A 13,775-nucleotide genomic window follows, 5' to 3' on the forward strand; every position below is an offset into this window, starting at 1 on the left:
CTTACCCTCGCAACACAGACGTAATTTCCGCGAATACGACCTGGATATCCTGTTCACCATTGATGTTTCGCAGGAGGCCTTGCTCAACGTAGTAGTCGATGAGCGGTTGTGTTTGGGCGATGTTGACATCGAGGCGCTGTGCCACCACTTCCGGCTTGTCGTCATCGCGTTGGAACAGCTTGCCGCCATCCTTGTCGCACACGCCTGCTTCCTTTGGCGGATTGAACAGCGTGTGGTAGCTCGCTCCGCAAATCGGGCAGATCCAGCGACCGGTCAGACGTTCGATCAGCAACTCCCGGCGAACGTTGATATTGATCACATGGTCGATCTCGCGGCCCAGCTCCTTCAAAGTAGCCGTCAATGCCTCCGCCTGCGGCACTGTGCGCGGAAACCCGTCGAGCAGGAATCCCTTTGCACAATCATCCATTGCCAGGCGCTCCCGCACGATCCCGATGACGATCTCATCGGGGACGAGCAGCCCTTTATCCATGTAGGATTTGGCTTCAAGTCCGAGCGGCGTCTCGTTTTTGACCGCTGCCCGGAACATGTCGCCAGTCGAGATGTGCGGGATGCCAAACTCTTTTACGATTCGTTCCGCCTGCGTACCTTTACCGGCCCCAGGCAAACCCATCAGAATTATATTCACGTCCATTCCCTCCGTCCCGTGCAAAAAGCTTCAACGCGGCATCACGCAGACACCAATCGGGCTGAAGAAAGCTTTTCAACACCTCGGTTACTTGATGAACCCTTGGTAGTGGCGCTTGATCATCTGGCTTTCGATCTGCTTCATCGTATCGAGTGCAACCCCGATCACGATCAGCAGCGACGTACCGCCGATGTAAATCGACTGCGGCAGGTTCGCCAGCTTGCTGAAGAAGAATGGCATGATGGAAATCACCATCAGGAACAGAGCGCCCGCCAGTGTCAAACGGTTCAACGTACGGGTAATGTACACCTCAGTGTTTTTACCGGGTCGGATACCAGGAATGTAACCGCCATTTTTCTTCATGTTCTCCGCCAGTTGTACAGGATTAATCTGTACAAAGGTGTAGAAGTAGGTGAACCCGATGATCAAGAACGCGTAGAGCGTCATCCCAAACGGTGCGCTGGGTTGGAAATGCGTGTAAATCCAGTTGGCGATTCCCGTTCCGGATGGATCCACCCAGAACTGTGCAATGGTTGAGGGGAAAATCACCAGCGAGACGGCGAAGATTACCGGAATCACACCGGCCGAGTTAATCTTCAGCGGGATGTGCGTGGATTGACCACCGTACATTTTGCGGCCGACCACGCGTTTGGCGTACTGTACCGGAATCTTGCGCACACCTTGCTGCATGAAAATGACCCCGACGATAATGGCGATGATCACCAGCAGAATGAGCAGTACCTTCACGATACTAAAGAACAAATTTTGGCTTGGATCGCTGAACTGGGACGTGTAAATCGTCGTGACGCCGGTCGGGATGTTGGCCACGATCCCGGCCACGATGATGATCGAAATCCCGTTGCCGATCCCTTTCTCCGTAATTTGTTCGCCCATCCACATCAAAAATGCAGTCCCTGCTGTAAGGGTGATGGCAATCAATGCATAACTGCCAATGGACGTGTCATTCAGCAAACCAGGCGCCATGTTGTTAAAACCGATGGTCATCCCCACCGATTGGATGAGGGCGAGGACCACCGTGAAGTAACGGGTCACCGTCGCAATCTTGCGGCGGCCCACTTCCCCTTCACGGGCCCACTGCGTAAACTTCGGCACCACATCCATGGACAGGAGCTGCATGATGATCGATGCCGTGATGTACGGCATGATCCCCATCGCAAAAATCGAGAAGTTTTGCAGCGCCCCGCCGGAGAAGGTGTTCAACAACCCCAGCAGGTGGTTCGTGTTCTGCTGAAACAACTCGACATTCACGTTGGGGACAGGAACGAAGCTCCCGATTCGGAAGACGACCAGCATCATCAGTGTAAACAGAACCTTACGACGCAGGTCGCCTATCTTAAAAATGTTAGTGAGCGAGGCTAACATTAGATCACCTCGGCTGTTCCACCGACTTGAGCGATCTTCTCAGCAGCTGCAGCGGAGAACTTGTGAGCTTTTACGGTCAGCTTCACGTTCAGTTCGCCGTTGGCAAGAACTTTTACACCGTCACGCAGAGCGGAAATAACGCCAGTTTCTTTCAGCAGTTCAGGCGTCACCACAGTGCCTTCTTCAAAACGGTTCAGCGCGTCCAGGCTCACAATCGCGTATTCCTTGCGATTGATGTTGGTGAAACCGCGCTTAGGCAGACGACGGTACAGCGGGTTTTGACCACCCTCGAAACCAGGGCGAACACCACCGCCGGAACGAGCGTTTTGACCTTTGTGACCTTTGCCGGCGGTTTTGCCGGTACCGCTACCGATACCGCGACCGACGCGTTTACGAGTGTGACGGGATCCTTCTGCAGGTTTCAGTTCATGCAATTTCATTCCTTGCACCTCCTAACCTTTTAAAAATGGTGATTACGCTTCTACTTCTTTTACTTCAACCAGGTGCTTCACTTTGAAGATCATCCCGCGGATTGCCGGATTGTCTTCCTTCACAACAGTTTGGTGAATTTTGCGGAGACCCAGTGCTTTGACGGTATCCTTTTGATCGACGGTGCGTCCGATCAGACTGCGCTTGAGGGTGATTTGCAGTTTTGCCATGTTCATTCCCTCCTTATTAACCCAGCAACTCGTCAACAGTCTTACCGCGCAGTTTTGCGACTTCTTCCGCTGTTTTCAGGCGGCTGAGGCCTTCCAGCGTAGCGTTGACCATGTTGATGGGGTTGTTGGAACCGAGAGACTTGCTCAATACGTCGCCTACACCAGCAAGCTCCAGTACCGCGCGGACAGGACCGCCGGCGATAACTCCGGTACCCTCGGAAGCCGGCTTGATCAGCACTTTGCCGGAGCCGAAATGGCACAGGACTTCGTGCGGAATCGTCGTTCCTTTCAGCGGTACGCGGATCAGTTTTTTCTTAGCGTCTTCAATCGCCTTGCGAATGGCGTCCGGAACTTCTTGCGCTTTCCCCATACCGGCGCCTACATGACCGTTGCGGTCGCCGACAACAACCAGGGCGCTGAAGCTCATGCGACGGCCACCCTTAACCGTTTTCGCAACGCGGTTAACGGCGACTACTTTTTCTTCCAGCTCTAATTTGCTAGGGTCGATACGCATTCCTTACCCTCCTTGTTGTTAGAATTGCAGGCCAGCTTCGCGAGCTGCTTCTGCCAGTGCTTTGATGCGTCCATGATAGATGTAACCGCCACGGTCAAAGACCACTTCGGTCAGGCCTTTTTCCTTAGCGCGTTTTGCGATCAGCGCGCCAACTGCTGCAGCAGCTTCCACGTTTGCGCCGTTTTTCAGGCCCAGCTCTTTATCCAGCGAGGATGCAGCTGCCAGAGTGTGACCGGCCACATCGTCAATCAGTTGAGCGTAGATGTGCTTGGAAGAACGGAATACGTTCAGGCGCGGACGTGCAGCAGAACCTACGACGCGCTTGCGGATACGCAGATGGCGTTTTTTCCGAGCTTTGTTTTTATCAGGTTTCGTAAACATTACGCGGCCTCCCTTCTCATGAAACTACGAAGCTTATTTACCCTTTTTGCCTTCTTTGCGGCGAACCACTTCATCGCTGTACTTGATCCCTTTGCCTTTGTACGGTTCAGGTTTGCGGATCGAGCGGATTTCGGCAGCAACTTGGCCTACGCGCTCCTTGTCGATGCCTTTTACCACCAGCGTGGTTTGGTTCGGTACTTCGATTTCGATCCCCTCTTCAGGAGTGATCTCTACCGGATGGGAGAAACCGAGAGAAAGAGTTACGCCCTTGCCGGACTTCGCGGCACGGTAACCGACACCCACCAGCTCCAGCGTACGGGAGAAGCCTTCGGATACGCCCGTTACCATGTTGGCGATCAGTGCACGCGTCGTACCGTGCAGGGAACGGTGCAGTTTGTTGTCGCTAGGACGTTCAACGATAACTTCATTATCGTTGATGTTAATTTTCATATCTGGATGGAATTTACGAACAAGTGTACCCTTAGGGCCCTTTACCGTCAGCTCGGAACCGTTCAGAGTGAGGGTAACGCCTGCAGGGACCACGATCGGTTTTTTACCGACACGAGACATGTGGTGCACCTCCTGTGCTTTTCAATCAGTAATTACCAAACGTAAGCGAGAACCTCGCCACCCACGTGTGCTTGACGTGCTTGTTTGTCGGTCATCACGCCGGCAGACGTGGAGATCAGGGCAATACCCAGACCGCCGAGAACTTTCGGGATCTCGTTGCTTTTCGCGTACACGCGCAGACCCGGTTTGGAGATACGCTTCAGACCAGTGATAACGCGCTCGTTGTTCGGGCCGTATTTCAGGAACACACGGATAATCCCTTGTTTGTTGTCTTCAATGAATTCCGCATCGCGAATGAATCCTTCTTCTTTCAGGATGCGAGCGATTTCCTTCTTGATGGTGGACGCCGGAATTTCCACTTTCTCGTGGCGAACCATGTTGGCATTGCGAATGCGGGTAAGCATATCAGCGATTGGATCAGTCATAACCATGAGAGAGAACCTCCTTCCCGTTTCAAATTACCAGCTTGCTTTTTTCACGCCAGGGATTTGGCCTTTGTAAGCAAGTTCACGGAAGCAAATACGGCAGAGCTTGAATTTGCGCAACACGGAGTGAGGACGGCCGCAGCGCTCGCAACGGGTGTAAGCGCGAACCTTAAATTTCGGTTTCCGTTGTTGCTTGACGATCATCGATTTCTTTGCCACATTCTTCCCTCCTTACGATGGGGTTTATTTACGGAATGGCATACCCATTTGAGTCAGCAGTTCACGTGCCTCTTCGTCCGTTTTGGCGGAAGTGACGATGACGATGTCCATCCCGCGTACCTTGTCGATCTTGTCGTACTCGATCTCCGGGAAGATCAGCTGTTCTTTCAGACCGAGGGTGTAGTTGCCGCGACCGTCAAACGCTTTGGAGGAAACGCCGCGGAAGTCGCGCACGCGCGGAAGTGCAACGTTCATCAGTTTGTCGAGGAAGTGATACATGCGTTCGCCGCGCAGAGTTACTTTCGCGCCGATTGCCATGCCTTCACGCAGTTTGAAACCGGCGATGGATTTTTTCGCACGGGTTACAACCGGTTTTTGACCAGCGATGGTTTGCAGGTCTTCTACTGCGGAATCCAGCGCCTTGGCGTTGCCTACCGCTTCACCCACGCCCATGTTGATGATTACTTTTTCCACTTTCGGAACCTGCATGACGGACGAGTAGTTAAACTTGCTCATCAGGCCAGGCACGATTTCTTTCAGGTATTTTTCTTTCAATCTTGCTGCCATCTAGGACATCCTCCTTTCCGATCTGACTACTTGTCGATAACTTCGCCAGATTTTTTCGCGTACCGAACTTTTTTGCCGTTTTCCAGTACCTTGTAACCGATGCGAGTAGGTTTGCCAGACTTCGGATCGATCAGAGATACGTTGGAAACGTGAATCGGAGCTTCTTGAGTTACAATGCCGCCTTGCGGATTGGTTTGAGACGGACGGGTGTGTTTTTTCACGAGGTTGATACCTTCAACCAGAACGCGCTCTTTCTTCGGATATGCAGCGAGAACGCGACCTTTTTTGCCTTTGTCTTTGCCCGCAATTACGATGACAGTATCGCCTTTCTTTACGTGCATCGCGTGGTGCACCTCCTATCGAACAAACTACCTGAGTATTTCCGTTCAGATTAGATAACCTCTGGAGCCAGAGAGATGATCTTCATGAAATCTTTCTCGCGGAGTTCACGAGCAACCGGTCCAAAGATACGGGTTCCGCGAGGAGATTTGTCATCACGGATGATAACCGCTGCATTTTCGTCAAAACGGATGTAGGAACCGTCCGGACGGCGAACGCCACGTACGCTGCGTACCACAACCGCTTTTACTACTTGACCTTTCTTGACAACGCCGCCGGGTGTAGCGGATTTAACGGAGCACACGATTACGTCACCGATGTTCGCCGTTTTGCGACCGGAACCACCCAGAACCTTGATGCACATGAGTTCTTTTGCACCGGAGTTGTCAGCAACAGCCAATCTCGTCTGAGTTTGGATCATTTACTGTTCCTCCTTTCGGATGTGTTTACCCGAAAATCTAGCTTATACAATTACTGCCTCTTCGACGATGCGTACCAAGCGGAAGCGCTTGTCTTTGGACAGCGGACGAGTTTCCATGATTTCCACGATGTCGCCCACTTTTGCCGTGTTGTTCTCGTCGTGAGCCTTGAACTTTTTGGAGTATTTCACGCGCTTGCCGTACAGCGGGTGCTTTTTGTAGGTCTCAACCAAAACCACAATGGTTTTATCCATTTTGTCGGAAACGACACGACCTACCATCGTTCTACGCATATTGCGTTGTGCGGTCATTGTTCAAACCTCCTTCCTTTCTTAGCCGATTCCCAATTCTCTTTGGCGCAGGATGGTTTTCGCACGAGCGATATCCTTACGTACTTGCTTGATGCGAGCTGTGTTTTCGAGTTGACCGGTAGCCAACTGGAAACGAAGGTTGAACAATTCTTCTTTCAAAGAGGCAATGCTTTGTTCGATCTCGGCAGTGGTCAAATTGCGGAACTCATTAGCCTTCATGTGCGTCACCACCCACTTCTTCACGCTTCACGAACTTGCACTTGATCGGCAGTTTGTGCATAGCCAAGCGCATTGCTTCGCGAGCGGTTTCTTCAGGTACGCCGGCAAGTTCGAACATGATCTTGCCAGGCTTCACTACCGCTACCCAGTGCTCAGGAGAACCTTTACCGGAACCCATCCGTACTTCCAGCGGCTTTTGCGTTACTGGCTTGTCAGGGAAGATTTTGATCCATACTTTACCGCCACGGCGGATGTAACGAGTCATCGCGATACGGGCAGCCTCGATTTGACGGTTGGTCACCCATGCCGGCTCCAGAGCTTGCAGACCGTATTCACCGAATGCAACCGTGGTTCCGCCTTTTGCGTTACCGTGCAATTTACCACGATGTTGTTTGCGGTGTTTCACGCGTTTCGGCATCAACATGATTACTTGCCTCCTTCCTCAGTAGCGGCGTTCTTTTTCGTCGGAAGGACTTCTCCGCGATAGATCCACACTTTTACGCCGATACGACCATAGGTGGTGTGAGCTTCAGCCGTGCCGTAGTCAATGTCAGCGCGCAGCGTGTGAAGCGGAACGGTACCTTCGCTGTAACCTTCGGAACGTGCGATGTCAGCACCGCCAAGACGACCGCTGACCAGTGTTTTGATCCCTTTCGCGCCTGCACGCATGGTGCGGGAGATGGCTTGCTTTTGCGCGCGACGGAAAGAAATGCGGTTTTCCAGTTGACGAGCGATATTTTCAGCTACCAGGGTAGCATCCAGATCCGGTTTTTTCACTTCGTTGATGTTGATGTGAACGCGCTTGCGAGGGTCGATCATTTTCGACAGCTCTTTGCGCAGCACTTCAACTTCTGCACCGCCTTTACCGATTACCATGCCAGGCTTAGCGGTGTGAATCGTTACGTTCACGCGGTTCGCTGCGCGTTCGATTTCAATGGTGGATACAGCAGCATCTTTCAGACGCCCTTTAATGTATTTGCGGATTTTCAGGTCTTCGTGCAAAAGCGTAGCGAAGTCCTTGTCAGCGTACCATTTGGACTCCCAGTCGCGAATAATGCCAATGCGAAGACCAACCGGGCTTACCTTTTGACCCACACGTAATCCCTCCTTATTTCTCGTTTAGTACGACAGTGATGTGGCTCGTGCGTTTGTTGATGCGGGTAGCACGGCCCTGAGCACGCGGACGGAACCGTTTCAAGGTTGGACCTTGGTCAACGAAGATCTTGCCAACTACCAGATTGTTCGGGTCCATCTCGTAGTTGTGCTCAGCGTTGGCGATAGCCGATTTCAGGAGTTTCTCAACAACAGGAGAAGCTGCTTTCGGCGTGTGCTTCAGGATCGCCAGTGCTTCCCCCACCTGCTTGCCTCGAATCAAGTCAACCACCAGGCGAACTTTACGAGGAGCGATGCGAATATAGCGAGCAACTGCTTTAGCTTCCATCTTTGTACCTCCTCTCTGTCAAGAGAAAATTAGCGCTTCTTGGATTTCTTGTCGTTGTCGACGTGACCCTTGAAGGTACGAGTTGGTGCAAATTCACCCAGTTTATGACCAACCATGTCTTCCGTTACGTATACCGGTACATGCTTGCGGCCATCGTACACGGCAAACGTGTGTCCGACGAAATCCGGGAAGATGGTCGAACGGCGAGACCAGGTTTTAATCACGCGCTTCTCGTTTTTCTCGTTCAGCTCAACAACTTTTTTCATCAAGTGGTCATCCACGAAAGGACCTTTCTTCAAGCTGCGTCCCATAAGTGAACCTCCCTTCGCCAAAGGCGTTCGGTTAATTGTCTAAAGCCGACCTTACTTCTTGCGGCGGCGAATAATGTACTGATCGGATTTGTTTTTCTTCTTGCGGGTTTTGAGACCCAGAGTAGGTTTACCCCAAGGAGTAACAGGTGCTTTGCGACCGATCGGAGCGCGACCTTCACCACCACCGTGCGGGTGATCGTTCGGGTTCATTACGCTACCGCGAACAGTCGGACGGATACCCAGCCAGCGGGCACGACCTGCTTTACCGATGTTGATCAGCTCATGGTCGAGGTTGCCGACTTGACCGATGGTTGCGCGGCAGTTGTTGTGAATGCGGCGAGTCTCACCGGAAGAGAGACGTACGATAACGAAATCGCCGTCACGGCCGAGCAGTTGAGCGGATGCGCCGGCTGCACGAACCAGTTGGCCGCCTTTGCCAGGTTTCAGCTCGATGTTGTGGATCGTCGTACCAACCGGAATGTTTTCCAGCGGCAGAGCGTTACCGATTTTGATGTCGGCATCCGGACCGGAGATGATCTCGTCGCCTACTTTCAGACCCAGCGGCGCGATGATGTAGCGCTTTTCACCGTCCAGGTAGTTGATCAGCGCGATATTGGCAGAACGGTTCGGGTCGTACTCGATGGAAGCTACACGGCCTACGATGCCGTCTTTGTTGCGTTTGAAGTCGATGATGCGATATTTGCGTTTATGACCGCCACCTTGATGACGAACGGTGATTTTCCCTTGGTTGTTGCGGCCTGCTTTTTTGGTCAGGGGCGCCAACAGGGATTTTTCAGGAGTCGACTTGGTGATCTCCTCGAAAGTAGAAACCGTCATTTGGCGACGACCAGGAGAAGTCGGTTTAAACTTTTTGATACCCATGTAAATTCCCTCCTTTTCTGTAGCCGTCGGGGTTATACACCTTCGTAGAACGTCAGCTCTTTGCTGTCTTCAGTCAGCTTAACGATCGCCTTTTTCCACTCGGAGGTGTAACCGGAGTATTTGCCATAGCGCTTCGGTTTCGCAGGAACACGCATGGTGTTGACTGCCGCAACTTTCACGCCAAACACTTTCTCCACCGCTTGCTTGATCTCGGTTTTGTTCGCTTTGAGAGGTACTTCAAAAACGTACTTCTTCTCAGCCATCATGTCGGTGGTGCGCTCCGTAATGACAGGGCGCTTGATGATGTCGTGAAGGCTCTTCATTAGGCGAGCACCTCCTCTACTTTCGCAACCGCATCTTTCGTTACGATTACTTTATCGTGCGCCACCAGGTCGAGAACGTTAATGCCAGCAGCATCTACGAACTTCGCACCCGGGATGTTGCGGGAAGAGAGCGCTACGTTTTGATCGAATTCGGAGGTTACGATCAGCACTTTGCGATCTACTTTCAGGTTGTTCAGGACAGCCTTCATATCCTTGGTTTTCGGAGCCGGGATATTCAGCGCGTCCAGAACCAGCAGTTCGTTGTTTTGCACTTTCGCGGACAGCGCGGATTTCAGCGCCAGACGACGAACTTTGCGATTCAGTTTGTAGCCGTATTTACGCGGAGTCGGACCAAACACAACACCGCCGCCTTTCCATTGCGGAGCGCGAATGGAACCTTGGCGTGCACGGCCTGTACCTTTTTGGCGCCACGGTTTGCGGCCACCACCTCTTACTTCAGAACGGTTCTTCACATCGTGAGTGCCCTGGCGTTGGGAAGCTTGCTGCATCACGATTGCGTCGAAGAGCACAGCGTTGTTGGGCTCGATGCCGAACACGCTATCAGCCAGCTCGATTTCGCCCACTTGAGAACCAGCTTGGTTGTAAAGAGCTACTTTTGGCATGTCAGTTCCTCCTTTCCTTACTTGTTCTTCTTGACTGCCGTGGATACTACAACGTAGCTGTTTTTCGGGCCAGGCACGGAGCCTTTAACCAGAATCAGGTTGCGATCCGCATCTACCTTAACGATCTCCAGGTTTTGGATGGTTACGTTGTCGCCACCCATTTGACCCGGCAGGGTTTGACCCTTGAATACGCGGTTCGGAGCGATCGCACCGAGGGAACCAGGTCCACGATGGTAACGGGAACCGTGAGACATCGGACCGCGGGCTTGGTTGTGGCGCTTGATGGCACCTTGGAAACCTTTCCCTTTGGTTACTCCGGCAACGTCTACGAATTCTCCTTCGGCAAAAATGTCAGCTTTCAGTTCTTGACCAACCTCGTAATCTGCGAGGTTTACTCCGCGAATTTCGCGAATGAAGCGCTTAGGTGCAGTGTTTGCTTTCGCTGCATGTCCTTTTTCCGGTTTATTCGCACGCTGTTCTTTCTTGTCTTCGAAGCCGAGTTGGATCGCTTCATAGCCATCGTTCTCTTGATCCTTCTTTTGCAGAACGACGCAAGGACCAGCTTCGATAACCGTAACAGCGATTGCTGCTCCGTTCGGACTAAAAACTTGCGTCATGCCAAGTTTTTTCCCTAAGATTCCTTTGGTCATGTGTGCCACCTCCTGTACTTATCTCCAAAAAAACAATCATGTTGTATCAAGTCCCTGCCGATGCGCAGGGGTGCCGTTTACGGGGTTTGAAGACTTGGTATTTCGCGTTCGTTAAGACAACGCCCGCGCGTGTATCACATTTACTACCTTACAGTTTGATCTCGATATCCACACCGGACGGCAGATCCAGGCGCATCAGCGCATCAACCGTTTGCGGCGTCGGATTCAGAATGTCGATCAAACGCTTGTGCGTACGCATTTCAAACTGTTCACGAGAGTCTTTGTACTTGTGAACAGCGCGGAGAATCGTGTACACTGCTTTTTCCGTCGGAAGCGGAATCGGACCGGATACGCTGGCACCGGAACGCTTCGCGGTGTCTACGATTTTCTCAGCAGACTGATCGAGGATTTTGTGATCGTACGCCTTTAAACGAATACGAATCTTTTGTTTTGCCATTTTAGTCCCTCCTTTTTCGCCCATTTTATAAACGGACATTTCTCCGTGGAAATATCCTGCACCCCGGTCATGGCAAAGGGGCCGGGTGTGTCAGCAACCTCCCACATCATCGCAAGTCCATGACCAACATTCAATATTGTACTAAAATGCACTGGGCAACGCAAGTTTTTTCTTGCTGCACAAGGGTTTTCCTGCTGTTCCCCCGCTTCCACCTGCGTGCCGATGCATTCTCGTACCATGTGAGCCCGGAGAGCGGCTCACTTTGCCTATCTTACCCAAAGTCCCCGTGCGATTGCAAGCGGGATCGGCTGGCAAATGAAATTCAGCATCGTCCATGGCGGGATCGGTTTTTATTTTTTCTTTGCCGGAATGAAAGGACTGCACGGCCAAAGCATCGCTGTATTGAGCTACATCGCCCCCCTCACGTCTTTAGTGATCTCGGCGCTGGTTATCGGTGAGCAGATGACCGTGCAGCAGCTTGTCGGTGCCGTCCTGTTATTAGGGGCAATCTGGATTGGAGAATCCGGCAGAGCGAAAGGGATTGAAACTCCTATAAAACTAAGAAGGGCAATTCGGATTTGGCTGCTCATGTGCTCCCTCTTCTTTATTTATTGAGGAAACGCGTTATACTGAAGGATGTACACGCATGTGTGCTGCTGCCATCTTGAACGGCAACACGCAAAGGAGGTAATCCGATGTTCCAACCGTTACAGACACCTTATGAGCTGATCGGCGGAGCGGAAACGCTGTCCCGCCTGGTGGATACGTTTTACGATTTGGTCAAGGAGCATCCCGATCTGGCCCCCCTGTTTCCGGAGGACTTTACCGAGATCAAGGAAAAGCAGTATATGTTTCTGACCCAGTTTCTCGGGGGGCCGACGCTGTACAGCGACCGATACGGCCATCCGATGATGCGCGCCCGCCACATGCGCTTTCCGATTACGCCGAAGCGGGCGGAGGCGTGGCTCGCCTGCATGAGCGAAGCGATGGATCGCATTGGTCTGGAAGGAGAGGTGCGCCATCACATTTTCGAACGCCTCAGACTGACAGCCTACCACATGGTCAATCAATGGGAACCAGACGACAAACAAGCGTAGCAAATGCTCATACGCTTGCGTCGTCTTGTGTTGTTAGGTAAATGAAAAAACCCGACAGCCTACGCTGTCGGGTTTGTTTGTGAGTGGAATTACTCGATGATGGAGGATACTACGCCAGCACCAACGGTACGGCCACCTTCGCGGATAGCGAAGCGAGTACCTTGCTCCATCGCAACCGGTGCGATCAGTTCAACGGTGAACTCGGTGTTGTCGCCCGGCATTACCATTTCAACGCCTTCCGGCAGTTGGATGATACCGGTAACGTCAGTGGTGCGGAAGTAGAATTGCGGACGGTAGTTGGAGAAGAACGGAGTGTGACGGCCGCCCTCTTCTTTGGACAGAACGTATACTTCCGCTTTGAATTTGGTGTGCGGAGTAACGGAACCCGGTTTAGCCAGAACTTGACCGCGCTCGATGTCTTTACGCTCAACACCGCGCAGCAGGGCACCGATGTTGTCACCCGCTTCAGCTTGATCCAGCAGTTTGCGGAACATTTCCACGCCGGTTACGGTAGTGGATTTGGTTTCTTCAGCCAGACCCACGATTTCTACAGGGTCACCCACTTTAACAGTACCGCGCTCTACACGACCGGTAGCAACAGTACCACGACCGGTAATGGTGAATACGTCCTCAACCGGCATCAGGAACGGTTTGTCGGTAGCGCGTTCCGGAGTCGGAATGTAGTTGTCTACAGCTTCCATCAGTTCGAGGATTTTCTTAGCCCATTCGCCAGACGGGTTGTCCAGAGCTTCTTTTGCGGAACCTTTGATAACCGGAATTTCGTCGCCCGGGAACTCGTATTGGGAGAGCAGGTCGCGAATTTCCATTTCAACCAGTTCCAGCAGCTCTTCGTCGTCAACCATGTCGCATTTGTTCATGAATACAACGATGTACGGAACGCCTACTTGGCGGGACAGCAGGATGTGCTCGCGAGTTTGCGGCATCGGACCGTCAGCAGCGGACACAACCAGGATAGCGCCGTCCATTTGAGCAGCACCGGTAATCATGTTTTTCACGTAGTCAGCGTGGCCCGGGCAGTCAACGTGAGCATAGTGACGGTTTTCCGTTTCATACTCAACGTGAGCGGTGTTGATGGTAATACCGCGCTCTTTTTCTTCCGGAGCAGCGTCGATGCTGTCATACGCCATAGCTTTGGCTTTACCTTGTTGAGCCAGAACGGTGGTGATGGCAGCAGTCAGAGTGGTTTTACCGTGGTCAACGTGACCGATCGTACCAATGTTAACGTGCGGTTTCGTACGTTCGAACTTTTCTTTTGCCATGAGAGTTGAATCCTCCTTAAATGATAAGGGTTTTATAGGGTGAAGAAAGGTTTACCCTA

At 52.2% G+C, this 13,775-nt stretch carries 25 protein-coding genes and 1 pseudogene; 2 read left to right on the forward strand and 24 right to left on the reverse strand.

Going from position 1 to position 13,775, the window contains the following annotated elements; translation table 11 throughout:
* Position 1: 1 nt before the first annotated feature.
* From Q7F15_RS19395 to rpsJ, 23 genes are all read right to left on the reverse strand, one after another.
* Positions 2 to 646: an adenylate kinase gene (locus tag Q7F15_RS19395; RefSeq protein WP_171567176.1), complete on the reverse strand. Its 645-nt coding sequence runs from the start codon at positions 644 to 646 to the stop codon at positions 2 to 4.
* An 87-nt stretch (positions 647 to 733) separates the two neighbouring features.
* Positions 734 to 2,029, reverse strand: coding sequence for a preprotein translocase subunit SecY (gene secY, locus Q7F15_RS19400; protein ID WP_171567175.1), 1,296 nt, complete (start codon positions 2,027 to 2,029; stop codon positions 734 to 736).
* On the reverse strand, positions 2,029 to 2,469 hold the full coding sequence (rplO, locus tag Q7F15_RS19405) for a 50S ribosomal protein L15 (RefSeq protein ID WP_171567174.1): 441 nt from the start codon (positions 2,467 to 2,469) through the stop codon (positions 2,029 to 2,031). The genes secY and rplO overlap by 1 nt, the downstream gene beginning before the upstream one ends.
* 33 nt (positions 2,470 to 2,502) lie before the next feature.
* Positions 2,503 to 2,688, reverse strand: coding sequence for a 50S ribosomal protein L30 (gene rpmD / locus Q7F15_RS19410; RefSeq protein ID WP_029101052.1), 186 nt, complete (start codon positions 2,686 to 2,688; stop codon positions 2,503 to 2,505).
* A 16-nt stretch (positions 2,689 to 2,704) separates the two neighbouring features.
* A complete protein-coding gene (gene rpsE / locus Q7F15_RS19415; protein ID WP_065067638.1) occupies positions 2,705 to 3,202 on the reverse strand; it encodes a 30S ribosomal protein S5 in 498 nt (165 codons plus the stop codon).
* Between the two features lie 18 nt (positions 3,203 to 3,220).
* Entirely contained in the window at positions 3,221 to 3,583 is a 363-nt protein-coding gene (rplR, locus tag Q7F15_RS19420; protein WP_065067637.1) for a 50S ribosomal protein L18, read from the reverse strand.
* Between the two features lie 33 nt (positions 3,584 to 3,616).
* A complete protein-coding gene (gene rplF, locus Q7F15_RS19425; protein ID WP_171567173.1) occupies positions 3,617 to 4,153 on the reverse strand; it encodes a 50S ribosomal protein L6 in 537 nt (178 codons plus the stop codon).
* Positions 4,154 to 4,185: 32 nt separating this feature from the next.
* On the reverse strand, positions 4,186 to 4,584 hold the full coding sequence (gene rpsH, locus Q7F15_RS19430) for a 30S ribosomal protein S8 (RefSeq protein WP_171567172.1): 399 nt from the start codon (positions 4,582 to 4,584) through the stop codon (positions 4,186 to 4,188).
* A 27-nt stretch (positions 4,585 to 4,611) separates the two neighbouring features.
* Entirely contained in the window at positions 4,612 to 4,797 is a 186-nt protein-coding gene (locus tag Q7F15_RS19435) for a type Z 30S ribosomal protein S14 (RefSeq protein ID WP_171567171.1), read from the reverse strand.
* A 24-nt stretch (positions 4,798 to 4,821) separates the two neighbouring features.
* A complete protein-coding gene (gene rplE, locus Q7F15_RS19440) occupies positions 4,822 to 5,364 on the reverse strand; it encodes a 50S ribosomal protein L5 (protein ID WP_171567170.1) in 543 nt (180 codons plus the stop codon).
* 26 nt (positions 5,365 to 5,390) lie between these two features.
* Positions 5,391 to 5,705, reverse strand: coding sequence for a 50S ribosomal protein L24 (gene rplX, locus Q7F15_RS19445; protein ID WP_171567169.1), 315 nt, complete (start codon positions 5,703 to 5,705; stop codon positions 5,391 to 5,393).
* A gap of 50 nt (positions 5,706 to 5,755) precedes the next feature.
* On the reverse strand, positions 5,756 to 6,124 hold the full coding sequence (gene rplN, locus Q7F15_RS19450) for a 50S ribosomal protein L14 (protein WP_171567168.1): 369 nt from the start codon (positions 6,122 to 6,124) through the stop codon (positions 5,756 to 5,758).
* 42 nt (positions 6,125 to 6,166) lie between these two features.
* The gene (gene rpsQ / locus Q7F15_RS19455; RefSeq protein WP_029101060.1) at positions 6,167 to 6,433 is read right to left on the reverse strand and encodes a 30S ribosomal protein S17; all 267 of its coding nucleotides are present in this window, start codon (positions 6,431 to 6,433) and stop codon (positions 6,167 to 6,169) included.
* A gap of 21 nt (positions 6,434 to 6,454) precedes the next feature.
* Positions 6,455 to 6,652: a 50S ribosomal protein L29 gene (gene rpmC, locus Q7F15_RS19460; RefSeq protein ID WP_171567167.1), complete on the reverse strand. Its 198-nt coding sequence runs from the start codon at positions 6,650 to 6,652 to the stop codon at positions 6,455 to 6,457.
* Complete coding sequence (gene rplP / locus Q7F15_RS19465; protein ID WP_171567166.1) at positions 6,642 to 7,076, reverse strand: 50S ribosomal protein L16; 435 nt, start codon at positions 7,074 to 7,076, stop codon at positions 6,642 to 6,644. The genes rpmC and rplP overlap by 11 nt, the downstream gene beginning before the upstream one ends.
* 2 nt (positions 7,077 to 7,078) lie before the next feature.
* Positions 7,079 to 7,747: a 30S ribosomal protein S3 gene (rpsC, locus tag Q7F15_RS19470; protein ID WP_171567165.1), complete on the reverse strand. Its 669-nt coding sequence runs from the start codon at positions 7,745 to 7,747 to the stop codon at positions 7,079 to 7,081.
* Between the two features lie 13 nt (positions 7,748 to 7,760).
* The gene (gene rplV, locus Q7F15_RS19475; RefSeq protein WP_171567164.1) at positions 7,761 to 8,093 is read right to left on the reverse strand and encodes a 50S ribosomal protein L22; all 333 of its coding nucleotides are present in this window, start codon (positions 8,091 to 8,093) and stop codon (positions 7,761 to 7,763) included.
* Positions 8,094 to 8,122: 29 nt separating this feature from the next.
* Entirely contained in the window at positions 8,123 to 8,404 is a 282-nt protein-coding gene (rpsS, locus tag Q7F15_RS19480; protein WP_171567163.1) for a 30S ribosomal protein S19, read from the reverse strand.
* Positions 8,405 to 8,455: 51 nt separating this feature from the next.
* On the reverse strand, positions 8,456 to 9,286 hold the full coding sequence (gene rplB, locus Q7F15_RS19485; protein WP_171567162.1) for a 50S ribosomal protein L2: 831 nt from the start codon (positions 9,284 to 9,286) through the stop codon (positions 8,456 to 8,458).
* 32 nt (positions 9,287 to 9,318) lie between these two features.
* Complete coding sequence (rplW, locus tag Q7F15_RS19490) at positions 9,319 to 9,609, reverse strand: 50S ribosomal protein L23 (protein WP_029101067.1); 291 nt, start codon at positions 9,607 to 9,609, stop codon at positions 9,319 to 9,321.
* A complete protein-coding gene (rplD, locus tag Q7F15_RS19495) occupies positions 9,609 to 10,232 on the reverse strand; it encodes a 50S ribosomal protein L4 (protein ID WP_171567161.1) in 624 nt (207 codons plus the stop codon). Before rplD ends, rplW begins: the two co-directional genes overlap by 1 nt.
* Before the next feature lie 17 nt (positions 10,233 to 10,249).
* Entirely contained in the window at positions 10,250 to 10,882 is a 633-nt protein-coding gene (gene rplC, locus Q7F15_RS19500) for a 50S ribosomal protein L3 (protein WP_171567160.1), read from the reverse strand.
* A 148-nt stretch (positions 10,883 to 11,030) separates the two neighbouring features.
* Entirely contained in the window at positions 11,031 to 11,339 is a 309-nt protein-coding gene (rpsJ, locus tag Q7F15_RS19505; protein ID WP_029101070.1) for a 30S ribosomal protein S10, read from the reverse strand.
* 279 nt (positions 11,340 to 11,618) lie between these two features.
* Here rpsJ and Q7F15_RS19510 point away from each other — a divergent pair.
* Positions 11,619 to 11,954 (forward strand): annotated as a pseudogene (locus Q7F15_RS19510) (EamA family transporter); the annotation flags it as partial.
* An 80-nt stretch (positions 11,955 to 12,034) separates the two neighbouring features.
* Positions 12,035 to 12,436: a globin domain-containing protein gene (locus Q7F15_RS19515; RefSeq protein ID WP_171567159.1), complete on the forward strand. Its 402-nt coding sequence runs from the start codon at positions 12,035 to 12,037 to the stop codon at positions 12,434 to 12,436.
* A gap of 89 nt (positions 12,437 to 12,525) precedes the next feature.
* On the opposite strand, the gene tuf is transcribed toward Q7F15_RS19515, so the two are convergent.
* A complete protein-coding gene (tuf, locus tag Q7F15_RS19520) occupies positions 12,526 to 13,716 on the reverse strand; it encodes an elongation factor Tu (protein ID WP_171567158.1) in 1,191 nt (396 codons plus the stop codon).
* Positions 13,717 to 13,775 lie beyond the last annotated feature (59 nt).

It is taken from the genome of Brevibacillus aydinogluensis, assembly GCF_961514395.1.
Classification (GTDB): domain Bacteria; phylum Bacillota; class Bacilli; order Brevibacillales; family Brevibacillaceae; genus Brevibacillus; species Brevibacillus aydinogluensis.